The sequence below is a fragment of the Streptomyces sp. NPDC052396 genome, from assembly GCF_044593195.1.
Lineage (GTDB): Bacteria > Actinomycetota > Actinomycetes > Streptomycetales > Streptomycetaceae > Streptomyces.
This window is the reverse complement of the sequence record NZ_JBIUAW010000019.1, coordinates 32,991-53,924: the sequence shown is the minus strand read 5'-3', so window position 1 is coordinate 53,924 and position 20,934 is coordinate 32,991. Positions and strand designations below refer to the sequence as shown.

General features: G+C 70.8%; 21 protein-coding genes and 1 pseudogene. 10 read left to right on the top strand and 12 right to left on the bottom strand.

Annotated elements, in window-relative coordinates:
• Nucleotides 1-46: 46 nt before the first annotated feature.
• On the bottom strand, nucleotides 47-964 hold the full coding sequence (locus ACIHFE_RS31710) for a LysR family transcriptional regulator (RefSeq protein ID WP_400112118.1): 918 nt from the start codon (nucleotides 962-964) through the stop codon (nucleotides 47-49).
• Nucleotides 965-1,071: 107 nt separating this feature from the next.
• Here ACIHFE_RS31710 and tdh point away from each other — a divergent pair, with 107 nt between their 5' ends.
• Nucleotides 1,072-2,112: an L-threonine 3-dehydrogenase gene (gene tdh, locus ACIHFE_RS31705; RefSeq protein WP_400112116.1), complete on the top strand. Its 1,041-nt coding sequence runs from the start codon at nucleotides 1,072-1,074 to the stop codon at nucleotides 2,110-2,112.
• A gap of 40 nt (nucleotides 2,113-2,152) precedes the next feature.
• Nucleotides 2,153-3,340: a glycine C-acetyltransferase gene (locus ACIHFE_RS31700; RefSeq protein WP_400112114.1), complete on the top strand. Its 1,188-nt coding sequence runs from the start codon at nucleotides 2,153-2,155 to the stop codon at nucleotides 3,338-3,340.
• A 162-nt stretch (nucleotides 3,341-3,502) separates the two neighbouring features.
• Here ACIHFE_RS31700 and ACIHFE_RS31695 read toward each other — a convergent pair whose 3' ends face one another.
• On the bottom strand, nucleotides 3,503-3,901 hold the full coding sequence (locus ACIHFE_RS31695) for a winged helix-turn-helix transcriptional regulator (protein ID WP_400112112.1): 399 nt from the start codon (nucleotides 3,899-3,901) through the stop codon (nucleotides 3,503-3,505).
• A 111-nt stretch (nucleotides 3,902-4,012) separates the two neighbouring features.
• Between ACIHFE_RS31695 and ACIHFE_RS31690 the strand changes: the two genes are divergently transcribed.
• On the top strand, nucleotides 4,013-4,678 hold the full coding sequence (locus tag ACIHFE_RS31690; protein WP_400112110.1) for an NADPH-dependent F420 reductase: 666 nt from the start codon (nucleotides 4,013-4,015) through the stop codon (nucleotides 4,676-4,678).
• Nucleotides 4,679-4,968: 290 nt separating this feature from the next.
• A complete protein-coding gene (locus tag ACIHFE_RS31685) occupies nucleotides 4,969-5,685 on the top strand; it encodes a transglycosylase SLT domain-containing protein (protein ID WP_400112108.1) in 717 nt (238 codons plus the stop codon).
• Here the strand turns inward: ACIHFE_RS31685 and ACIHFE_RS31680 are convergent, their stop codons facing one another.
• Entirely contained in the window at nucleotides 5,686-5,943 is a 258-nt protein-coding gene (locus ACIHFE_RS31680) for a hypothetical protein (protein WP_400112106.1), read from the bottom strand.
• A 145-nt stretch (nucleotides 5,944-6,088) separates the two neighbouring features.
• Complete coding sequence (locus ACIHFE_RS31675; protein ID WP_400112104.1) at nucleotides 6,089-8,593, bottom strand: SpoIIE family protein phosphatase; 2,505 nt, start codon at nucleotides 8,591-8,593, stop codon at nucleotides 6,089-6,091.
• Between the two features lie 341 nt (nucleotides 8,594-8,934).
• Here ACIHFE_RS31675 and ACIHFE_RS31670 point away from each other — a divergent pair, with 341 nt between their 5' ends.
• From ACIHFE_RS31670 to ACIHFE_RS31660, 3 genes are all read left to right on the top strand, one after another.
• Nucleotides 8,935-9,822, top strand: coding sequence for a LysR family transcriptional regulator (locus ACIHFE_RS31670; RefSeq protein WP_400112103.1), 888 nt, complete (start codon nucleotides 8,935-8,937; stop codon nucleotides 9,820-9,822).
• A 139-nt stretch (nucleotides 9,823-9,961) separates the two neighbouring features.
• Nucleotides 9,962-11,506, top strand: coding sequence for an AMP-binding protein (locus ACIHFE_RS31665; RefSeq protein ID WP_400112102.1), 1,545 nt, complete (start codon nucleotides 9,962-9,964; stop codon nucleotides 11,504-11,506).
• A gap of 163 nt (nucleotides 11,507-11,669) precedes the next feature.
• The gene (locus ACIHFE_RS31660; RefSeq protein WP_400112101.1) at nucleotides 11,670-12,047 is read left to right on the top strand and encodes a pyridoxamine 5'-phosphate oxidase family protein; all 378 of its coding nucleotides are present in this window, start codon (nucleotides 11,670-11,672) and stop codon (nucleotides 12,045-12,047) included.
• Nucleotides 12,048-12,061: 14 nt separating this feature from the next.
• On the opposite strand, the gene ACIHFE_RS31655 is transcribed toward ACIHFE_RS31660, so the two are convergent.
• Both ACIHFE_RS31655 and ACIHFE_RS31650 read right to left on the bottom strand, forming a co-directional pair.
• Complete coding sequence (locus ACIHFE_RS31655) at nucleotides 12,062-12,499, bottom strand: nucleoside deaminase (protein ID WP_400112099.1); 438 nt, start codon at nucleotides 12,497-12,499, stop codon at nucleotides 12,062-12,064.
• The gene (locus tag ACIHFE_RS31650) at nucleotides 12,496-13,314 is read right to left on the bottom strand and encodes an LLM class flavin-dependent oxidoreductase (protein ID WP_400112097.1); all 819 of its coding nucleotides are present in this window, start codon (nucleotides 13,312-13,314) and stop codon (nucleotides 12,496-12,498) included. Before ACIHFE_RS31650 ends, ACIHFE_RS31655 begins: the two co-directional genes overlap by 4 nt.
• 93 nt (nucleotides 13,315-13,407) lie before the next feature.
• Between ACIHFE_RS31650 and ACIHFE_RS31645 the strand changes: the two genes are divergently transcribed.
• Nucleotides 13,408-13,854: an Lrp/AsnC family transcriptional regulator gene (locus tag ACIHFE_RS31645; protein ID WP_400112095.1), complete on the top strand. Its 447-nt coding sequence runs from the start codon at nucleotides 13,408-13,410 to the stop codon at nucleotides 13,852-13,854.
• A gap of 12 nt (nucleotides 13,855-13,866) precedes the next feature.
• Here the strand turns inward: ACIHFE_RS31645 and ACIHFE_RS31640 are convergent, their stop codons facing one another.
• From ACIHFE_RS31640 to ACIHFE_RS31630, 3 genes and pseudogenes are all read right to left on the bottom strand, one after another.
• Nucleotides 13,867-14,373: a GNAT family N-acetyltransferase gene (locus ACIHFE_RS31640; protein ID WP_400112093.1), complete on the bottom strand. Its 507-nt coding sequence runs from the start codon at nucleotides 14,371-14,373 to the stop codon at nucleotides 13,867-13,869.
• A gap of 60 nt (nucleotides 14,374-14,433) precedes the next feature.
• The gene (locus ACIHFE_RS31635) at nucleotides 14,434-14,880 is read right to left on the bottom strand and encodes an SRPBCC family protein (RefSeq protein WP_400112091.1); all 447 of its coding nucleotides are present in this window, start codon (nucleotides 14,878-14,880) and stop codon (nucleotides 14,434-14,436) included.
• A 138-nt stretch (nucleotides 14,881-15,018) separates the two neighbouring features.
• Nucleotides 15,019-15,192, bottom strand: a pseudogene (locus ACIHFE_RS31630) (chloramphenicol phosphotransferase); the annotation flags it as partial.
• A gap of 116 nt (nucleotides 15,193-15,308) precedes the next feature.
• Here ACIHFE_RS31630 and ACIHFE_RS31625 point away from each other — a divergent pair.
• Complete coding sequence (locus tag ACIHFE_RS31625; protein WP_400112089.1) at nucleotides 15,309-16,766, top strand: HEAT repeat domain-containing protein; 1,458 nt, start codon at nucleotides 15,309-15,311, stop codon at nucleotides 16,764-16,766.
• Between the two features lie 219 nt (nucleotides 16,767-16,985).
• On the opposite strand, the gene ACIHFE_RS31620 is transcribed toward ACIHFE_RS31625, so the two are convergent.
• The 3 genes from ACIHFE_RS31620 to ACIHFE_RS31610 all read right to left on the bottom strand — a co-directional run bounded on the left by ACIHFE_RS31620 (nucleotide 16,986) and on the right by ACIHFE_RS31610 (nucleotide 19,820).
• Nucleotides 16,986-18,095, bottom strand: a complete 1,110-nt coding sequence (locus tag ACIHFE_RS31620) for a hypothetical protein (protein WP_400112087.1) — start codon at nucleotides 18,093-18,095, stop codon at nucleotides 16,986-16,988.
• A 625-nt stretch (nucleotides 18,096-18,720) separates the two neighbouring features.
• On the bottom strand, nucleotides 18,721-19,038 hold the full coding sequence (locus ACIHFE_RS31615) for a hypothetical protein (protein WP_400112085.1): 318 nt from the start codon (nucleotides 19,036-19,038) through the stop codon (nucleotides 18,721-18,723).
• A gap of 224 nt (nucleotides 19,039-19,262) precedes the next feature.
• On the bottom strand, nucleotides 19,263-19,820 hold the full coding sequence (locus ACIHFE_RS31610) for a hypothetical protein (RefSeq protein WP_400112083.1): 558 nt from the start codon (nucleotides 19,818-19,820) through the stop codon (nucleotides 19,263-19,265).
• A gap of 46 nt (nucleotides 19,821-19,866) precedes the next feature.
• Between ACIHFE_RS31610 and ACIHFE_RS31605 the strand changes: the two genes are divergently transcribed.
• Nucleotides 19,867-20,895: a KR domain-containing protein gene (locus tag ACIHFE_RS31605; RefSeq protein WP_400112081.1), complete on the top strand. Its 1,029-nt coding sequence runs from the start codon at nucleotides 19,867-19,869 to the stop codon at nucleotides 20,893-20,895.
• The last annotated feature ends 39 nt before the right edge of the window (nucleotides 20,896-20,934 follow it).

The window sequence follows — 20,934 nt, the reverse complement described above, 5'->3', positions numbered from 1 at the left end:
TAGGGGAACGGCCGGCCGGGGTCAGCCGGATATCCGCGGTCGCCGCTCAGGTGGTGACGAGTGCGGCGGCCTGCCGGCGCAGTTCGGCCAGGGTGAGCTGGAGCAGGGGATGGTCCTCGCTGCCACGGCGGACCGCGGTGAAGACCCGCCGGGTGGGACCCGGTCCGCGCAGTGGACGGACGGCCGGGGTGAGCGCCGGGCGGATGCCATGCAGAGCCGAGCGGGGTACCAGGGCCACCCCCGCGCCGGCGCTGACCAGGGCGCAGACGGCGGAGAAGTCGTCGGAGAGGCACTCCACGGCGGGCTGGAAGCGGGCCTCCTCGCAGGCGCGCAGGACGGCTTCATGCACCGGGTTGCCGGGCCAGGGCGTGATCCAGGGATCGTCCCGAAGGTCGGTCAGGCCGATCTCCGGCTTGTCGGCCAGCCGGTGCCCGGGCGGCAGCACGGCATCGAAAGGCTCCTCATAGAGCGGGGCATGCAGAAACCGCCGTCCGCCCGGCGCCAGGGAATCGCGGTGCTCGACGGCCACCGCGATATCGGCCTCGCCATCGGCCAGCAACCGGGCGCTGGCGTGGCCCTCCGCGTCCTTGACCCGGACCCGTACCTGGGGAGCGCTGCGCCCCAGGACGGCCACCGTGGGGGCGACGACCTCGGTGATGGAGGTGGCGAAGGCGGCGATGGTCACCTCGCCCACCAGCCCCGTCGAGCACCGGGCGAGATCGGCCTCCGCCCGCTCCAACTGGGCGGAGATCTCGTCGGCATGGCGGGCCAGGAGGCTGCCGGCGGCGGTGAGACGGACGATACGGCCCCGCCGCTCCAGCAGCGCGTGCCCGGTCTCCGCCTCCAGGGCGGCCAGCTGCTGGGAGACGGCCGAGGGCGACAGATAGAGCGCATGGGCGGCCGCGGTGACGGTGCCATGAGCGGCGAGGGCGCGCAGCACCCGCAGGCGACGGGGGTCGATCACCCGTTCACTATCGCATTCACCCGATCAGTTGATGAAGCCAGGCTTCACAAGATGTGCAGAAAAATGTTGATGGACTTCACAGGGGTCAGACCCCACAGTGATCTCTCATGAGGGCATTGGTGAAGACCACGGCTGGGCCGGGTCTCGAACTGACCGAGGTACCGACCCCCGAGGCCGGTCCCGGACAGGTATTGATCAAGGTGCTGCGCACCGGCATCTGCGGTACCGATCTGCACATCGACACCTGGGACGACTGGGCGGCCCGTGTGGTCCGCGCCCCCCTCGTCCTGGGCCATGAGTTCGCCGGCGAGGTCATGGAGACCGGCGCCGGAGTGACCGCGGTCAGCGTCGGCGACATCGTCAGCGGTGAGGGCCACCTCGTCTGCGGCACCTGTCGCAACTGCATGGCGGGCCGCCGCCACCTGTGCATCCGCACCGTCGGCCTCGGCGTCCACACCGATGGCGCGTTCGCCGAGTATGTGGTGCTGCCCGAGTCCAATGTCTGGGTCCACCGGCACGAGATCGACATCGATGTCGCCGCGATCTTCGACCCGTTCGGCAACGCCGTGCACACCGCGCTCTCCTTCCCCGTGCTCAACGAGGACGTCCTGATCACCGGGGCCGGCCCCATCGGCATGATGGCCGCGGCCGTCGCCAACCACGCCGGCGCCCGCTCCACCGTGATCACCGACGTCAGCCCCTACCGGCTCGCCCTGGCGGAGAAGATGGGCGCCACCGTCGCCCTTGACGTCAGCAGCCGGCGCATCGCCGATGTGATGCCAGAGCTCGGCATGACCGAGGGCTTTGACATCGGCATGGAGATGTCCGGCCGCGCCGACGCCCTCCAGGACATGATCGCCACCATGTCGCCCGGCGGCCGGATCGCCGCCCTCGGCCTGCCCACGGGCGATGTGAGCATCGACATGGCCACGGTCGTCACCCGCATGCTGACCCTGCGTGGCATCTACGGCCGCGAGATGTTCGAGACCTGGTACGCCATGTCCGTTCTGCTGCGCAGCGGCCTGGACATCTCCCCGGTGATAACGCATCGCTTCGGCTTCGAGCAGCACGCCGAGGCATTCGCCACGGCCCGCTCCGGCCAGTGCGGAAAGGTCGTCATCGACTGGACCCGGCCGACCGCCCCCTGACGCGCTCACCCCTGACGTACGACCACCCGAGGAGTCCCCCATGTTCGACGGCATGCGCGAGCACCTGCGCAAGGAACTGCAGGACATCCGCGACGCCGGGCTGTACAAGTCCGAGCGCGTGATCACCAGCCCGCAGTCCTCGGCCATCAGCGTCGGCGACGGCAAGGTCCTGAACTTCTGCGCCAACAACTACCTTGACCTCGCCGACCATCCCGAGGTCATCGCGGCTGCCAAGCAGGCCCTGGACGACTGGGGCTTCGGCATGGCCTCCGTCCGGTTCATCTGCGGAACCCAGGCGCCGCACAAGGAACTCGAGGAGAAGATCTCCCGGTTCCTCGGCATGGAGGACACCATCCTCTACAGCTCCTGCTTTGACGCCAACGGCGGTGTCTTCGAGACGCTGCTGTCCGCCGAGGACGCGGTGATCTCCGACGAGCTCAACCACGCCAGCATCATCGACGGCATCCGCCTGTCGAAGGCGGCCCGCTTCCGCTACCGCAACCGCGACATGGCCGACCTGGAGCGCTGCCTGAAGGAGGCGTCCGGCGCCCGCCACAAGCTGATCGTCACCGACGGCGTCTTCTCCATGGACGGCTATATCGCCCCCCTGGACGAGATCTGCGACCTGGCCGAGCGCTATGGCGCCCTGGTCATGGTCGATGACTCGCATGCCGTCGGCTTTGTCGGCGAGGAGGGCCGGGGCACCCCCGAACTGTTCGGGATGACCGAGCGAGTTGACATCATCACCGGCACCCTGGGCAAGGCCCTCGGCGGTGCCAGCGGCGGCTATGTCGCCGCCCGCGCCGAGATCGTGGAACTGCTGCGGCAGCGCTCGCGCCCGTACCTCTTCTCCAACTCCCTGGCCCCGTCGATCGTCGGCGCCTCGCTGCGCGTGCTCGACCTGCTGGCCGAGTCCGGCGACCGGCGCATCCGGCTGCGGGAGAACACCGCGCTGTTCCGCAAGGAGATGACGGCGGCCGGCTTCGAGGTGCTGCCCGGCGAGCACCCGATCACCCCGGTGATGGTCGGCGACGCCGCCCTGGCCGGCCGGATGGCGGCCGAACTGCTGGAGAAGGGCATCTATGTGATCGCCTTCTCCTACCCCGTGGTGCCGAAGGGCAAGGCGCGCATCCGCGTCCAGCTGTCCGCCGCGCACTCGCGTGAGGACGTCCTGCGTACGGTTGCCGCCTTCCGCGAGGTGCGGGACGCCATCGGCGCCACGGCCTGACCAGAGCACGGCACGGGCCCGGTCGATCACGGACTTCACTGACCTCGTGATCGACCGGGCCCGCGGTATGCGAGCACCAAGTCGGGGCGCCGTCGGGCTGCCAGGCCCCCGCCGGCACAGTTCCCGCGGCAGGTGCTGCCGGGAGACGCAGCAGCGGCTCGGTCACTTCGACCGCGCCACCTGGTTCTGCGGCCGCCGGTAGCTGTTCTGCGCGGCGAGGACGGTCTCGCCGTGGACGGCGGCCCATGCGCCCAGCGCGCGGATCGGGTCGAGCAGAGCCGTGCCCGCATCGGTGAGGGCGTAGTCGACCCGGGGCGGGGCCTCGGCGTAACGGCGGCGTTCCACCAGCCCGTTGTACTCCAGGCGCCGCAAGGCGTCGTTGAGCACCTTGGGGCCGATCCCGCCGATCCGGGTGAGCATCCCCCGGGGCCGCATCGGGCCCTGTTCGCCGAGTATGTACACGATCACGCTGTCCCAGCGATTGGCCAGTACCTCGAAGCCGATCCGAGCGCGGCAGTCCGCCGCGAACACATCCCCGCCCATGTCCTCCAGCTCTCCCATGGGGACATCTTGCCCCGGCTGTCACTTACCGGATGGTGTGCATCGGTCCGGCTAGCGTCCCCGACACGGCAGTTCGCCGTGCACAACGCAGGACGGAACGAGGAGCAAGCAATGCGGATAGGGATTCTCGGCACGGGTTCCATGGCTGAGGCCCTCGGCGGGGCCTGGGTACGGGCCGGGCACGAGGTGTTGGTGGGCGGCCGCGATCGTACGGCGGCGTCCCGGGCCGCGGCCGGAATGGGAGCGGCGGGAAGCGGCGGACTGGCGGAGGCGGCGCGGTTCGGCGAGGCCGTTCTGGTCGCGGTACCCGCCGATGCCGCGGCGGGGGTGGTCGGATCGCTGGCCACGGAGCTGGCCGGCCGGGTCCTGCTGGACTGCACAGTGCCGATGCGGCCCAGCGCGGCGGGCCCGGTCCTGACCACGGGGGGTGCGGAGGAATCCATGGCGCTGCGGCTCGCGGCGGCGGCGCCCGAAGCGCGAGTGGCCAAGGTGTTCGGCATCTGCCACGAAAGCATCTGGACGCTGCCGCGCCCGGCGTTCGAGGGCACGGCGCTCGCCGTGCCGTTCAGTACGGACGATGCGGCCGCTGCCACAACGGTGACGGAGCTGATCGCGTCCATGGGCTGCACAGCGGTGCCCTGTGGCGGCCTGGAGCGGGCTGGGCTGCTGGAGGCCACGGCCGTCCTCGCGATCGGCGTGTGGTGGTCCGGCGGCGAGATCCGCCACGCCTTCCCGGCGCCCGCCCTGGCGCCGGGGGCGGTGGACGACGAGTCATAGGGGCGGGTCCGGAGTAGCGGTTGGTGGGCGGTGGGTGAGTTCGGGGGGTGTGGGGTGTGAGCCCGCCCATGAGACCTGGGTCACTTACGAGTCTCTTTAGTGATAACCGAGGGCCGGAGGGAGCGAGTTGGCGGGGTGTGGCCGGGGCTGAGCATGAGGTTTGGTCGTAGGTCACACCCTTTGCCAGGGGGTTTTTGCGTCGCTAAGACTGGTCGGGTCGCACGGCGCCGGTCGTCGATCGAGACGAAGCGCTGCGGCGCACTCCCCCGACTGGAAGGTTCAGCTCACTTATGCGTTCTGGCTATACCCACCTGACCAAGGCCCACAAGTTCGCTGTTGCCGGTATTGCCACGGCTGGTGCCGCTGCCCTGTCGCTGGGTGTGGCGGGTACCGCTTCGGCTGCTGAGTCCTCCTCGGTCAAGCCGGTGGCGTGGAACGCGCAGACCTTCGCCGGTGCGGGCCAGGCCGAGCTGGCCAAGGTGTCGGACACCGCTGCTGCCCAGGCCAAGACGCAGGCCGCCACGGTCAAGACCGCCGCCGCCAAGAAGCAGGCCGAGACCAAGGCCAAGGCCGCCGAGAAGGCGCGCGCCGCCAAGAGCGCTGCCGCGAGCCGTTCCGAGGCCCGCAAGCCCATCCAGACCGCCCCCGCCCCGGCCGCCCCGGCTGCTCCGGCGCCGAAGGCGTACGGCAATGACCTGGACGGGTGGATCAACCAGGCGCTGGACATCATGCACGCCAAGGGCATCCCCGGCTCCTACGACGGCGTCAAGCGCAACATCATGCGCGAGTCGACCGGTAACCCGCAGGCGATCAACGACTGGGACGTCAATGCCCAGGCCGGTATCCCGTCGAAGGGTCTGCTGCAGATCATCGACCCGACGTTCAAGGAGTTCCACGTCGACGGCACCTCGTGGGACATCTACGACCCGGTCGCCAACATCGTGGCCTCCTGTAACTATGCGGCCAAGACCTATGGCTCCATGGACAACGTCAACTCCGCCTACTGATCAGTAGCAGTAGCAGTACGCCAAGAGGGCGGCGGCACCCGGCACACCGGCCGGGGCCGCCGCCCTCTTCGCTGCCCGGCGGACGACACGACCATTCATCAGCGGGTGCTTCGCGGGACCGTCGGCCGGCACAAGGCCGGCGGCGCCCAGTGCCGCGCCCGCGAACAGCTCCGCGTCGGGCCCCTGCCCGCGGAACCAGGGCGCCGGCCAGCCGCCGGTGTGGTGGATTCCGGAGGGGGGGACTTCGACGGCGATCACGCCGCGACAAGGGCTCGCCGGCGAGCACATAGGCCGCGGTCAGCGCGAGGGTACGGCCGCATCGACGGAACGGACATCAAGGGCTGGCAGCCGACCAGCAACCTTCAGTGGTTCGGAATGAACAGCCCCTGCTGAGCCGTAGAAGTCACCGGTACCCGGTGAGCAGCAGGGCGATGTCATCGGAGCGGAGCGGCGAGTGGCGGGCCCTGCGCAGCAGGCGGTCGGCGAGTTCCTCGAGGCTCCCGGACGGGGCGTGGGCCAGGGAGGCCCGTAGATGGTCGATGCCCAGGCCGATGTCGACGCCGCGTTCCTCCACCAGGCCGTCGGTGTAGAGGGCAAGGACCGAACCCGGCGGCAGGTCCACCCGGGTCTCCGGGTAGGTGCTGCCGTCGTCCACGCCGAGCAGCGGGCCACCCGGCAGGTTCAGGACCTCGGTGGTGCCGTCGGGGCGGCGCAGCAGTGGCGGGCAGTGCCCGGCGCGGACCGCGAGTGCCTGGTCGGTGTCCGGCTCGATGCGGATGTAGCAGCAACTGGCGAGCAGCCCGGGGTCAAGTTCCGTCAGCAGCCGGTTGGTTCCGGCCAGGACGGCACCGGGGGAGTGGCCGGCCGTGGCGAACGCCTTTACGGCGCTGCGCAGTTGGCCCATGGTGCCGGCGGCGGCGACGCTATGGCCTTCCACATCCCCGATGACCAGGGCGACTCCGCCCGCGGTGGGGATGACGTCGTACCAGTCACCGCCGATGTCCATCCCGCTGGTGCCGGGCAGATACCGGCCGGTGATGCGGATGCCGGGCAGCATGGGCAGCCGATGGGGCAGGAGAGCGGTCTGCAGCCCGTGGGCGAGAGCGGACTTGGTGTCATAGAGCCGGGCCCGCTCCAGTGCCTGGGCGATCAGCCCGCCGAGCGCGGTCAGGCTGCCGCGGACCTCGGCGGTGAAGTGCTGGGGCTCGTCGAAGCCGAGGGCGCAGGTGCCCACGGGGCGGTTGGACGCGATCAGCGGCAGGTAGGCCCAGGCACCGGCATCCGCCACGGGACCTGCCGGACCGCCGCCGGGGGAATCCTGCCCCGACTCGATGAACCGGGGCACCCCGGAGGCCAGTGCCTGGGGCCCGGGCAGCGGGGCATCGAGCGGCTCACCCTCCGGCCCGTGCGGTCCGAGCCCCTGCCGGCCGGTGTGGAAGAGCAGGTGGAGCCGGCCCTCGTCGATCACCTGGATGGCCAGGTGCTGCCCGCCGAAGGCCGGCAGGAGCTGGTCGGCGACGACCTCGCACACCTCGCCGGTGGTGACCGCCTCGGTCAGCGCGCTGCCGAGCTGAAGGACGTGGTAGATGGCCCCCAAGCGGGCCGGTGCGGCCCCGTCCGCCGGCGGTGCTCCCCCTGCCGGAGGCGCGGGCGGGGGCCCCGCGGGCCCGGCGGCGGTCTCCTGCCCGGGGGCGTTTTCCTGCCCGGAGCTCACAGCGGGTCCGGTTGGCGCCGCCGGCGGGGGCGGTGGCTGTGCGGGCACGACCCTGCCGGTCACCCCGTTGGCGTCCGGGTGGAGGGAGAAGGCGAGCCATTGGTCCGGCGGACGGCGGGCCAGAAAGGTGGTGGGCTGCTGCGAGACCATCGCGGCCCGGTGCCGGTCCTCGAAGGCCGGATCGGACAGCCAGGGCAGGACCTCCCACAGGCAGCGGCCGAGCAGTTCCCCGCCGGGTACGCCCAGCAGCCGCTCCAGGCTGCGATTGGCATAGGTGATCCGCCCGTCCGGGTCGAGGGAGAGCAGCCCGTCCCGGAGCCGTTCCACCGCGGTGACCGCCGTCGCACCGGCTCCGGCGTCGAGCACGCCGCCGACCAGGTGGGCTCGTGCCTCCGGTCCGGGGGCCTCCGGTACCCGGCCCCAGAGCTCCACGCCGCGGTATCCCTGGCCGGCCCGGATGCGCAGCTGCCGGGCGAGGATTCGGCCGTCCGTGACGGCCGCGCGGGCGGCGGCCCGGAGCGCGGCCCGGTCACCGGGATGGAGCCGGGAGGCCAGGGTGTCGGCCCGGCCGTCGAAGGCGTCGGGCGCCAGCCCGAAGATCGCGCACAACTCGTCGTCGGCGACCACTACACCCGTGTCGAGCTGCCAGTCGAACAGCCCCACCCGCACCGCCCGGGCGGGCGGCACCGGGACCTCGACGGGCACGGTCCCGGTGCCGCATTCGAGGCTGTCCCCGTGGGCCCGGAGGTCGGCGCCGAGCCGGTTGGCGATGGTCCGCAGGTGGCGAAGGACGGTTTTGGAGAGCCCCGGGTGCCCCGGTGCCGCCGCCCACACCACCGCCAGCGCCCCCAGGCGCTCCGGCCCCGCCCGCACCGGCACCGACGCCGAGCCGAAGGCGTACGGCAGGGCCACCGCGAGCTGAGGGTAGCGGCGCATCGTCTCGTCGGCGTCGGCCAGATGGACCGTGCGGCCGGACCGGTAGGCGACGGCCACCGGAATGGGGCTGTTCACCGGGATCAGCCGCCACTTGCCGAGCAGGGAAGGCGGGGTGCCGCAGGCGGCGGCCAGCACAATGGACCGACGGTCCACGGAGCGGAGGAAAAGGCTTCCGGACTGCGCGCCGGTCTCCCGGACGGCCTTGGCCACGGCCGCCGCCAGCAGCTCCTCGCGCTCCGCGTGCGGGTTGGTGGTCATACCGTTCCTGACGTGCGGCCCCGCCCGCTCCGCCGGCTCGCGCCGACCCATGTTTCCTCGTGTACGTCCAGGTGGCGCCGGTGTCAAGGCGAGCTCGGTGATCGGGCACGTGGGGCTGCTCCGCGATCATGCGGCCCAGGAGCCGTCGGACATACCCCGGCGGCGCTGGGCGGCTCCCGGCGCGGCCCGACGACGAAGGGCGCCGGGGCGCCCAAGGGCTCGTCCGGATCCCTTGTGCGCGGCTGTGCGCGGCGACAGCGCATACGCCCTCGCAACGCTTGTCCAGCGACCCGACCGTACCCGCGCCGCACCCCGGCCGAAGATCCGGGGAGACTACCGTCATGGATCTGCTGTCGCTGCGATACTTCCAGGCCGTGGCCCGCCACCAGCACATCAGCCGGGCCGCGGAGGAACTCCGGGTGGCCCAGCCATCGGTGAGCCGGACCATCATCCGGCTTGAAGCGGAACTTGGTGTTCCGCTATTTGACCGTCAAGGGCGCCGGATACGGCTCAATGAGCATGGTGCGGCCTTCCTGCGCCGGGTGGAGCGGGCGCTGGCCGAACTCGACGATGCCCGGCGGGAGATGACCGATACCGCCGGTGACGGCCCGGGCCGGGTCGCGGTCGCCGCCGAGACCCTGTTCCAGCTGGCCCGGGTGCTGGCCGCCTTCCGTGTGCACCGTCCCGGGGTGAAAGTGCGCCTGTTCCAGGCGCCGGTGGATTCGATGCGGCGCCATCTGCGGTCCGCCGAAGTGGACTTCGCGCTCGCCTCCCAGCCGCTCACGGGGTCCGAGCTGTGCTCGCTGGAACTGGTGCGGGAGGAGGTGCTGCTGGCCGTGCCGCCCGGGCATCCGCTGGCCGGCCGGGAGAGTGTCACGGTGGCCGAGCTGGCCGGCGAGGAATTCGTCAGCACCCGCCCCGGCCACTGGCAACGCGCCCTGCTGGAACGGCTCTTCGCCCGAGAGGGGCTGACGCCGCGGGTGGTCTGCGAAGGCGACGAAGCCGGCGCCACCCCGGAGCTGATCGGCGCCGGGCTCGGCATCGGTTTGATACCGGCCATCGCCCGGCGGGCCCGCGGCGAGCACGGTCCGACGGCCTGGCTGCGGCTCGATGCCCCGGACTGCCACCGGACGCTGACCCTGGTATGGCGCCAGGACGCCTACCTTTCCCCCGCCGCCCGGGACTTCCGCCGGCTGGCCATGGAACAGCTCATGCTCGAAGAGTCATGAGTACATGGCGAAACCGGTCGTGGATGGCATGAGCGCGCGGTACTAGCGTCAAGAACGTCCACCGGGTTCCAAGGCCGGGTTCCAAGGCCGGGTTCCGAGGCCGCGTCCCAAGGCCGGGTTCCGACAAGGGAGAACAAGCATGAACCAGCAGCACACCGCCACCGAAGGCGGTTTCCGGAACTATGCGGAGGCCGTCCTCGATGTGCTGTCCGCCGAGCCGCGGCGGCCGGTCATCACCACCGCCGAGGGGCTGGTGATCAGTGCGGCGGAGTTCCGGGACCAGGTCCACCGGCTGGCCGGGGAGCTGGCGGCGCGCGGAGCGGGCCGCGGCAGCACGGTCACCCTGCTCACCGGCAACACCGCCGAGGCCATCGTCGCCCGCTATGCCGCCAATCTGGCCGGTGCCCGGGTGGTCGGCCTCTACGAGGGCATGAGCGCGCCGACCATGGCCCACATCATGGACAGCGTGGACTGCTCCCTCCTGCTGGTCGACGGCCAACGGCAGGCCACCGCCGAGGAGTTGCGACAGCTGGACGGCGTTCCCCGGATGCTCTCCCTGGGGCCGAGCGGCTTCGCCGAGGACGTGCTGGCCCTGGCCGGCCGGCGTCCGGCGCTGCCGATGGGCGGCCAGGTGGGCCCGGACGACGACTGGTGCATCCGGCACACCGGCGGAACCACCGGAATTCCCAAGGGCATCCGGATGGCCCATGGCTCCTACCGGCAGACCCTGGACCGCCCGCTCGCCAACGCCGGCGACCCGCCCCGTTATCTGGCCTGCACCGCGCTCGCCCATCTCGCCGGGATCCTGGTCGATATGACGCTCTATCAAGGCGGCACGGTGGTCCTGCGGCACGGCTTCGAGCCCGGGGATGTGCTGGCCGCCATCGAGCGCGAGCGCATCACCCACACCTGGCTGCTGCCACCGCTGCTCTACCAGTTGCTGGACCACCCGGACCTGGCCCGTACCGACCTGTCCAGCCTGCGCCGGATCACCTATGGCGGCACCGCCGCCGCACCGGCCAGACTGCGGCAGGCGGCCAAGGTCCTGGGGCCCGTGCTCTACGGCTGGTATGGGCAGGCCGAGGCGCAGAACATCACCGAAGCGGGCCCCGACGAGCAGGAGTTGGCCGGGGTCGGCGGGCAACTGACGGTCGGACGGGCCGTGCCCGGAGTGGAGATCGCCATCCGGGACGCCGACGGCACCACCCTGCCGCCCGGTGAGTGGGGCGAGGTACAGGTGCGCTCGCCCTATGTGATGCCCGGCTACTGGAAACAGCCGGAGCTGACCGCAGAGGTGCTGCGGGACGGCTGGGTGCACACCGGTGATGTCGGCTATCTCGATGAGGACGGCTACCTCTATATCGTGGACCGGATCAAGGAGATGATCGTGGTCGTCGGGGGCCATGTCTATCCGGCGGAGCTGGAGGATCTGCTGCTGAGCCATCCCGCCGTCGCCCAGTGCGCGGTCTTCGGCAACCGGGACGAGGAGTCGGTGGAGCATGTGCACGCGGCCGTGGTGCCCGCCGCCGGACACCGTCCCTCACTGGAGGAGATCCGGGACTTCGTCACCGCCCGCAAGGGGCGCCTCTACGCCCCCGAGGCACTGCATCTGATGCCCGACCTGCCGCTGACGGCGGCGGGCAAACCGGACAAGTCGCTGCTGCGGTCCCGGTTGTCCGGCTGAGCTGCGGCAGTCACCTCCTGAGGCCGTCTCAGCAAGTGGCCGGGCCGACCCTGATGCCCGGGACGCGGCCCGCCGGGCCGAAACCGATCCCGGCCGTGGCGCCGCCCAGTTGGAAGTCCCGGGCGGGTTCCTTCCCCGCAGCCCAGGACCCGGTGCACTGTCGGTGATCGAACGGCCCGACCGCGCACCGCTGACGGTCCCCATCTGGTACCACTGCACACCGGGCGGCGAACTCTGGGTGCGCACCGGGCCCGACTCCCGGAAGGCGCAAGCGATCCGGTCAGCGGGACTCTTCAGCCTGATGGTGCAGCAGGCCGAGCCGACCGTGCGCTATGTCTCGGTGGAGGGACCGGTGACCAGGACGGCACCGGACAGCCGAGAGCGAGCCCGGGAGATGGCCGCGCGGTACCTCCCGCAGGACAAGGTCGCCGGCTTTGCCGAGTACGGCCAGACCCGGCTCGGCGAGCACGCGGTCATCTCTATGCGGCCGGAACACTGGGTGTCCGCGGACCTGGGCTCCGGCACACCCGGACCGAGTTGAGGAGTTCGATGCCATCAACTCGGCCGGTAGTAGGCGTCGATGGGGGCGCGCGCCTCCTCGAACAGGGCCGGGCCGTCCTGCGTCACCGTAGGCCAGTCGCCCGACTGCGGGTTGAGTTCGACGAGTTGTTCGGTGGCGAGCGCGTAGACGACCCGGCCGATGCCGGAGCGTATGATGCCGCCGGCGCACATGCCGCACGGCTGGCAGCTGGTGTAGAGGGTGGTGCCCGCGGCCGTGTCCGGGTCGAGTTCGCGGGCCGCCCAGCGGGCGAGCTTCAGTTCCGGGTGGGCGGTGATGTCATTGTCGCGCCGCACTGTGTTGTGGGCCTCGGCGAGGACCATGCCGTCCGGGCCGGCCAGCAGGGAGCCATACGGCGCGTCGCCCTGGGCGATGGCGTGGGCCGCGATGCCGATCGCCTGGCGAAGGAGCGTCGCATCGGCGGTGGTGATCATGATGCTGTTCTCCAGTTGTTGGCCACCTCGGTGAGCGCCTGCCAGGCTGTGTGGGGCTGGCGGGTCTCCTTCGGGTCTCCGTGGTAGGGATCGAGTACGACGGTTTCGGCACCGAGCAGGCGGAGTTGGTGGAGATCGTCGAGGATCTGCTCGATGGTGCCGACGCCGGCCGGCCGTTCGGGACCGTCGACCGGGGTGGTGGTCGGTCGCAGGGCGATACGGGGTGCGAACGCCGGCAGCGAGTGGTCCGCCAGGACCGTGCGCATCCGGTCCAGGGAAAGCCGCAGCGGATGCCAGGCGTCCCCGAACCTGGCGGCACGTCGAAGCGCCGCCGCACTGTGGCCGCCGATCCAGACCGGGATCGGGGCGACGCCCTCCTCGGTCCCGGTGCGCCAGGCGTCCCGCAGGGTGGCCAGGTACTCATCGGTCAGCCGGCCGCGCGCGGTGAAGGGCACGCCGAGCGCGTCGAACTCCTGCCGGGCCCAGCCGACGCCCACCCCGAGCACCAGCCGGCCACCGCTGAGCCGGCTGAGGTTCATGGCCATCCGCGCCACCAGCAGCGGATGCCGGTACGGGAGGATCAGCACGGTCGTGCCCAGCCGCACCCTGGTGGTGACGCCGGCCAGCCAGGACAGTGTGGTGAACGGCTCGTAGAACGGCTCCGGGTACCGCTCGGCCACATCCGGGGTGACGACCACGTGATCCGACACCATAAGGAGGTCATAGCCGAGCCCCTCCGTGATCCGCGCCCAGTCGCGCAGCAGGCCGGGATCGGTGCCGGGCCCGAAGTTCGGTATGTTGACGCCTAGTTGCATGACCCGAGGCTATCCCGGTGTTCTGGGCGTACGGAACCGAATCTTCCCGGGATGGGCGGCGGTCCTCCGTGATTCTCCCGGTAGATTCACGGCATGGCAGTGAATCTTGATGAAATCGACTGGGCGATCATCGCGCAGCTGCAACGGGAGGCCCGTATCTCCCTCAGTGAACTGGGGCGGCGAGTGCGGCTCAGCCCGTCGGCCACCACGGAACGGGTCCGGAATCTGGAGTCGTTGGGCGTCATCACCGGCTACCACGCGGTGGTGGACCTGGCCAAGGTCGGCTATCCCGTGCTCGCCGTCGTCCGGCTGAAATACCCGGGCAACCGCCACGAGCCGTTGCGCCGACTGCTCGCCGAGCGTCGGGAGATCCTGGAATGCCTGCGCACCACGGGCGATGACTGCTACACCCTGAAAGTGGCCGCGATATCCATGGAGCATCTGGAGACGCTTGTGGACGAGTTGGCGGGCTTCGGCAGCACGACCACAAGCGTCGTCTACAGCCAGACGCTGCCCTATCGCGGCCCCGACCGGTCCTGACCCGGTCTCGCGTCAGCGGAAAGCTCTCACCGGGACCCGGAATGAGATCCAGACATCGGGGGGAAGTTCCGGCCGGTGCGGCACCGGCCTGCGCTCCTCGGCCCATGCCTCGCCGGCGATCTCCGTGGCGACCCGACGCCAGAAACGAACCGCTGCCATGTTGGCGTCCTGAAAGGCGACTTCCCATGGACCCGGGTGGCTGGCCACGACCTCCTGGACGGCCTGCAGCCCAATCCCCTTCCTTCGCGCCCCGCGCACGATGAAGAAGCTGTTCAGCACGCGGGTTGGGCCCGCCAGGGCGCGGACGAAGGCGAAGCCGGCGGGGTGGCCATGGCTCACCAGGAGGTAGGGGGCCCAGTCCGGGTCAGTGAACGCCGTGTGGAGGCGATCGCTGCGGAACGTTCCGTCCGGGTTGGGCAACTGACCGTGGAATTCCGAGAGATCATGGCTGAACATCAGCCACAATCGCTCCACTATGGGACGGTCGGCGTTGTTTGCGAGGCGTGCGATGTCGGGCATGGAACTCCTCCACAGGGGTGGGGCGCGGGACTCCGGTAACGCGGTGGCCGGGCCGTCCGGTCAGAAGGTTCTGGCGAGGTAGGCGTTGCGGGATCTGATCAGCCGGGGCATGTACCAGCCCAGGACGGCGGCATCGGCAAGGCGCCCAAGCGCTCCGAGGGGTGAGGCGAAGTCGACGACATCCGTCATGATGGTGCCGCCGCTGCCGTCGGGCTCGAAGTGGTGCGCGTGACACCACCGCTGGAACGGGCCGGCTTCCTGCTCGTCCACAAAGCGCCGGGGGCGGTCGTATGAGGTGATACGAGCGGTCAGCCGCCAGGTCAAGCCGAAGTGGCGGGCCTGGAAGGTCACCGCCTCACCGGGCGCGAGAGTGCCTCGGGCCCGGCCCCCTACCGTCCGCTCCGAGGAAGCGGCCATGGACCGGGTGTGTTCCGCCACATTGAGACAGGCATCGAAGACTTGCTCAGGAGAGGCCGTCAGGGCCGTGGTGAGCTCGAAGTGCGGCACGGAAGCTCCTTCCGCCTGGCAGGCCCTTGCGAGGATACCCACGCCCAACTCGCCGCAGGGCTCGGTGAGTCCGGCGCTCACCGGGCTCGCGGAGCGCCCGGCGAAGTGCTGCCGCAGCGTGCCGCCCGCCCTCGATCACTCCGGAGCGAACCCGATCCCGCCGTCCGATGCCTGCATGGACGCCGGCATCGCCTCAACCAGTGTGTCCGTCCCCAAAGCCAGCCATGGATCCGGCAGTACCGCCTGCAGACACCGGACAATCCCTGACTTTCCCGAGCTGGAACCACCGTTGAGAACGATCACCTGAGTCATCACCGCGCCACAGTAGGGGCACCGGGGCAACAGTCGAAACGGAATTCGCACGACTCGCGGTCGGCCGGCCTTCTACGATCTCCCAGGTACGGCGAAATGGAACGAACGGGACAGCCATGCGTGAGGACACTCAGGGCACAAACACCGCAGCAGCGCGACTCGCACAAGGCGCGGCGCTGCAAGACGTGTTGGCGGTCGCCGACCCCGGCGACTGGCTCGCCTTGGACGCGGCAGTGCGGGACGCGGCCTGGTGGTACCGGGCGCAGCTCATGCCGGAGTGGAAAGACGGCGCCTCATCGCCCGGCCTGCCCGACGACCTGGCGCGGCTCGGCGAATCCCGGCTTGCCCTCGCCCTGTGCCACCGTGACGGTCGCATCCGCGAAAGGGCGATACGTTCCTCCGCCCGATACCCGGGCCTGCTGCCGCTGATCGTGATCCGCTGCGCCGACTGGGCCGAACCGGTGCGCACCTGCGCCCGGGAACTGCTGCGCACCACCCTGGATATGGACCAGGCCGTCTCCCTCGCCCCGCTGATCGTGTCCGTCGGCCGCCGAGACCGGGGTGGCTTTGGCACGGATCTGCTCGGGACGGTGCTGCGCCAGGCGCCTCCTGGCCGGCTGGCCGCGCTGTTTGTCGCTCCCGACCGAGCCGTCCGGCGGTTCGTCCGCCGGCTGGCCATCGAGCAGCGGATGCTGGGCCCCGCCGAACTGGCCCGCGCGGCCGCCCGGGACGAGGACGCCGTGATCCAGGACCTGTGCGCCACAGCCGCACTCGCGATGCTGCGGGACGAGGACGGGGGCGAGGACGCGCGCGACGAGGCGTACGACGCCGTGCTCACGCCCCTGCTGGCGGCGCGCAATCCCCGTACCCGCGCCACCGGCGTCACCGCGCTGCGCGGGGCCGGGCGGCCGGTGCAGGCCGAGCCGTTCCTCAATGACCGGTCCGCGCTGGTACGCGCCTGCGCCCGGTATGTCGTACGACAGCACGGAGGTGACCCGACGGCCGGTTACCGGGAACGATGCCTGGCGCCGGACGACCCGGAGCTGCCGCCCGGCGCGGTCATCGGGCTGGCCGAGGGCGGCGACCGCGCGGACGGCGAGTTGCTGTGGCCGCTGCTCGCGCATCCGGCAGCCGGGGTGCGGGCACAGGCGGTGGCCGGGCTCCGGGCGCTGGACCTCGCGGACGCGGAACGGCTGCGGCCCCTGCTCGACGACCCGGTCCCCGCTGTCGTACGGGAGACGACCACCGCACTCCTGCCGTCGGCCGGCCAACTGCCCGCCGACTGGCTGCTGGAGCGCATCGAGGCCCAGCGGCCGCGCCACATTCGCCTCGCCGCCTTCCGGCTGCTCGACGCGTACGGCGGGATCGTGGCGCTCCGGGCGGCGGTCGGGCTGATGGAGGACCCGGACCTGAAACTGCGTACCTGGGCGGGGCAGTCCGTGCAGCGCTGGCACCCGTCGGCGGGCGTACGGCCCGGAGACCCGGAGGTGGGCGAGCTGCTCGACCGGAGCCGGCACCTCTTCAGCGACTATGTGCTGCGGCGGCGCAAGTGGGAGGCCGGGCTGGCCGGTTGACCGCCGGGCCTGTCACGGGGCCGGGCGGTTCTCTACAGCCCTTGCGACAACAGGAGTTCGTGGGCCAGATGTGCGCCACGTGTTGCTTGTCCGGCTCCTTCCGATTCCCTTGAGGGGATGTCCTCAAGTCCTGCGGCCAGGGCCTGTATTGCGAACCCCGCACCCCGCACCACGGGATCGAGCTCCTTCTCCGGTGCCGGTGGCGCGGCTCTCCGCTTGTCATTCACGCCCGCCTTCCGGGCCGGCGTACCGCAGTAGTGCCCCTATCCCGTCTGCCAGCGGCAGTTCGTGTTGTGGCACCACGACCAGTTGCGCTCCGGTGCGCACCACGGCGCGAATCACGGCGGCGCCGGCAGGCCCTTCCCGGAAGCTGAGGACGCCATACGGCTCGAGGTCCGCTCCGGACAGACCGATCTGCGTCGGCTGGGAACCCACATGGAGCGGTGTGGGGAGCAGCGCGGGGGTGTTGAGCAGCAGCGTGTTCACTTGAGAGCGCTGGAGTGCGGCTACGACAGCAGGAAGGCCCTCGACCGCGCGCTGGTGCCGGGCCCGCTCGGCCTGGAACATCTCGGTACGAGCCCGGTCGGCGGCGCTCATTCTGCCCTGGAACACCCGTGCCAGTTGCCGTTCCATCAGGGCCCGGCCGGCCTCTGTCCGGCACCCGTCGCCGCCGCTGACGACGGTGTGTTCGCGCCACTGCTTGGGCAGGCGGTTGGCCAGCACATTGCGGGCCCAGGTGAGTCCGCTCAGCACGATCGTCTCGGCACCGCTGCGACGGGCCAGCTCGGCGATGTCGCCGGCGACATGGGCGGCGCCGCTGGGCCAGCCCGCCGCAGAGCCGCGCACACGATGGCAGACTCCCGGAGCGACCGTACTCATCGGCCATCTGCCCGCCTGGAAGACCACCTCCAGTTCCTCAGGCGCATCCGCATGAGGGTGCGGGTGCGGGACGCGGTGCACGGTGACGGCGGTGTAGGGGATGTCCGGTGCGTGCTGCACTGCCAGCGGCATCAAGTCAGGCAGGGCGGTGAACCCGGCCTCGTCGTGCACCGGCGGCTCGGGCAGTTCCTCGGCCAGAATCAGACGTCCGTGGCTCGCGATGATCGCTTGGCCATGCATTCCTGAGATCTCCCGGTCACAGCCCGCGACACCGGCGACCACGGCCATGGTGGCAGCGTCGGCTCCCTGCCGCGCCAGGTCCTCGCACACATGTTGCCGGTGTACCTCCATGGCCCTGTCCGGGTCGTCGATGTCGCGAGAGGAGTCCAGGTAGGCACATGCGTAAGGTCCCTGCCTCGCGTACACCGCATCGAGAAAGTCCAGCTTCATGATGATCTCGTCCTCGGTGGCCTTCCCGCGTAGGCGCTCGCTCTTCCAGTAGAGCTCTTGGTGTTCGGCGTCGCGCGTCGGCCGTCTCTGCGGCTGAGGTGGGCCCCGTCCCGAGGATGTCGTGTGACTGGCTGCTCCGGCGCGGTCAGGATGCGTAGTCGACGGGGAACGTGGTGGCGTGGGCCGGGGCGGCGGGCGTAGGTCCTCCGGTTGTTGGAGCAGCCGGCCGATCGCGGTGAGGAAGCGCGCGCCGACGGTGCGGTGGCCGGTGCAGTGGTCGGCGGTCGCGGCCGGCCGGACGCCGAGGAGCCTATGAGTGACGGCGCGGGGGACGGTGCGTCACCCACGAAGCTGCGTACGGCCATCCCAGCCATCGATCGCAAGCTTGCCCAATACCGGGCTGCGCTCGACGCCGGAGCAGGCCCGGCTGTCGTCGCCGGGGGGATCGTCGCGGCGCGATGAGGCAAGACAAGACGTTGGCTGAGCAGCAGTTGGCCCGGCGGCTCCGCCTCCGAGCCGACCCTGCGGCGACGGCTACGCCCGGACGTCCGATCGCCGAGTTCATCGGGCCGGACCACTGTGCCTCAGCCGGCGGGACGCCTGTGCAGCCAGGGTGGACAGCCGGTCATCGAGGGCCGGCGGCGGGTTCCGGGCGTTCGCGGTCCGCACGGTCCAGTGCTTCGATGGCGTCGGCCAGACGGTTTCGGCACTCCGCGCCGTCCGGGTGGACCCACAGTGCGGCGTCCAACTCGGCCACGGCCCGGGCGAGGAACTGCCTGCGCCGCCCCATGGCATGGGCTTCGGCAACACGTACCTGGTCGGTGATCATCCCGATCGAGGGCACCTCGGGGAGCGCCGCCCCAAAACGGTCGCGGCAGCGGGCGGTGAGGCGGCCGATGAGATCGCCTGCCGGCGGCGGCTCGTGCTGGTCGGCAGTGTTCAACGGCTCCTCCATGAGGGGTCAGGCCGGCGAGGACCATTCAAGGCGAAAATGCCAAGGGGAAGTGCCGCTCATCGTAGAGGCGTTGGAAGGGAACGCGCTGCGATACCCAGGGAATGAGACGGGGTATCTCTTCGGTCATGCACAGGTGCGAGGCCAGCGGCACCCGCTGCTGTGCGACGCGTCGGAGCGTGGCCGGAATGGCATGCCGGCGGGCTGACCACTCATCAAGAGCGCTGCGGAGCAGGCCCTGACGGATACCGGTCCTGCCGGGAGCCCTCGGCAGCCGAAGCCCGGGCTATGCCGAGTCGCAGGCCGTCGACACCGGTGGTGTCGCTGGTGACGAGCGACTGTTCGGCCGTCACATGGGTCATAAAGACCAAGGGCGGCACAAACGGTGGGACCCGCAGGTTGTCGGGGCTGAAGGTCAGACAGACCAGATCCTGGACGCAGCCGCTGAACCGGGTGAGATAGATCCGTACATCCCCACGGAGCCGCAGCTCCCGTGTAGCCAGGGCAAGTTGGCCGCCCCGGCCGTCGGCACGCAGTTGGCAGTCGGAGAGGGAAGCGGCCCGCATACGCAGGACGATCACCTTGCGCGGTCCCGTGACGGTGGGGAGCCGGACCACATCCGCGAAGATGGGCCCGTCAGGGGTGAAACGGGTAGTGGTGACCGTGGACGGGGTCCGGGCGGCCTCGATATCCCCGGCCGGGTGGGCGGTTGGCCCGGGGATGCCGTTGGCCGCCGGCAGGATGACGGGCAGGGCGACTGCGAGGGACTTCACCTGGCCCCCCTGGCCCCCGTGCTCTCCCTGGGCGGCCGGCGGTGCGGTGGTCACGGGTGTCCAGGCGAAACTGGGGGCCACCCTGCCGGTGGTCTTCCTCACCGTTCACTACGGCCTGGGGCACCTGGCCCACCTCACCCGGGGCGAAACCGTGCTCGTCCACGGTGCCACCGGGGGAGTGGGCCTGGCCGCGATCCAGTACGCGCGACTGCACGGCGCCCAGGTCATCGCGACCGCCGGCAACGAGGTCAAACGCGACCTGCTGCGCGCACTGGGCGTCGAGCACGTCCTTGACTCCCGCGATCTGCGCTTCGCCGAGGAGATCCGGCGCATCACCGAAGGCCGGGGCGTGGATGTGGTGCTCAACTCCCTGGCCGGCGAGGCGGTTTCCCGCGGCCTGGAGGCGCTGCGGCCGGGCGGGCGCTTCGTCGAACTGGGCAAGCGCGACGTCCATGAGAACAAACCGCTGCGGCTGGGCCCCTTCGGCCGCAACATCGCCTTCTTCGGCCAAGTCACCGCCCGGGCCCACACCTTGGACGTCTGCGACACCCAGGCCGTCCGCCGGATCATCATGGAAGCCGAGGCAAGCGGGCACCCCTTGCGAGGCGTCATCCACTCGGCGATGCACCTCGAGGACGGATTCCTCGGCACCCTCACGGACCAGCAGCTCCGAGACGCCCTGAACCCCAAAATGGGCGGGGCCGCGGCACTCGACGCCCTCACCCGGCACCACCCCCTCGACCTGTTCCTCACCTACTCCTCCGGCAACGCCCTGATCGGCAACCCCATGCAGTCCAGCTACGCCGCCGGAAACCTCTGTCTGGAAGCCCTCACCCGCAAACGCCGCGCCGCGGGCCTGCCGGCCATCGCCATCGAGTGGGGCGCCATCGGGGAAACCGGCTATGTCGCCCGTAACCACAGCGTTCAGGAAACCCTGTCCCGGCTGGGAATCCTCCCCATCGCACCGGGCGAGGCATTCCGGGCCGCCGAGGACTTCCTGGCACGGTCCACCTGCGCCTGGGCCTGGCCGGCGCGACTTGCCCAACCGCCCGCCCTCGGCCGCAGCACCTCCTGACGGCCACCCGCACGGCAGCGGGCCGGTCCGAACGTAGGG

Coding starts and splice junctions, on each gene's coding strand:
- tdh (WP_400112116.1), top strand. CDS start 1,072: ATGAGGGCATTGGTGAAGACCACGGCTGGGCCGGGTCTCGAACTGACC.
- ACIHFE_RS31700 (WP_400112114.1), top strand. CDS start 2,153: ATGTTCGACGGCATGCGCGAGCACCTGCGCAAGGAACTGCAGGACATC.
- ACIHFE_RS31695 (WP_400112112.1), bottom strand. CDS start 3,901: ATGGGAGAGCTGGAGGACATGGGCGGGGATGTGTTCGCGGCGGACTGC.
- ACIHFE_RS31690 (WP_400112110.1), top strand. CDS start 4,013: ATGCGGATAGGGATTCTCGGCACGGGTTCCATGGCTGAGGCCCTCGGC.
- ACIHFE_RS31685 (WP_400112108.1), top strand. CDS start 4,969: ATGCGTTCTGGCTATACCCACCTGACCAAGGCCCACAAGTTCGCTGTT.
- ACIHFE_RS31675 (WP_400112104.1), bottom strand. CDS start 8,593: ATGACCACCAACCCGCACGCGGAGCGCGAGGAGCTGCTGGCGGCGGCC.
- ACIHFE_RS31670 (WP_400112103.1), top strand. CDS start 8,935: ATGGATCTGCTGTCGCTGCGATACTTCCAGGCCGTGGCCCGCCACCAG.
- ACIHFE_RS31665 (WP_400112102.1), top strand. CDS start 9,962: ATGAACCAGCAGCACACCGCCACCGAAGGCGGTTTCCGGAACTATGCG.
- ACIHFE_RS31655 (WP_400112099.1), bottom strand. CDS start 12,499: ATGATCACCACCGCCGATGCGACGCTCCTTCGCCAGGCGATCGGCATC.
- ACIHFE_RS31650 (WP_400112097.1), bottom strand. CDS start 13,314: ATGCAACTAGGCGTCAACATACCGAACTTCGGGCCCGGCACCGATCCC.
- ACIHFE_RS31645 (WP_400112095.1), top strand. CDS start 13,408: ATGGCAGTGAATCTTGATGAAATCGACTGGGCGATCATCGCGCAGCTG.
- ACIHFE_RS31640 (WP_400112093.1), bottom strand. CDS start 14,373: ATGCCCGACATCGCACGCCTCGCAAACAACGCCGACCGTCCCATAGTG.
- ACIHFE_RS31625 (WP_400112089.1), top strand. CDS start 15,309: ATGCGTGAGGACACTCAGGGCACAAACACCGCAGCAGCGCGACTCGCA.
- ACIHFE_RS31620 (WP_400112087.1), bottom strand. CDS start 18,095: ATGAAGCTGGACTTTCTCGATGCGGTGTACGCGAGGCAGGGACCTTAC.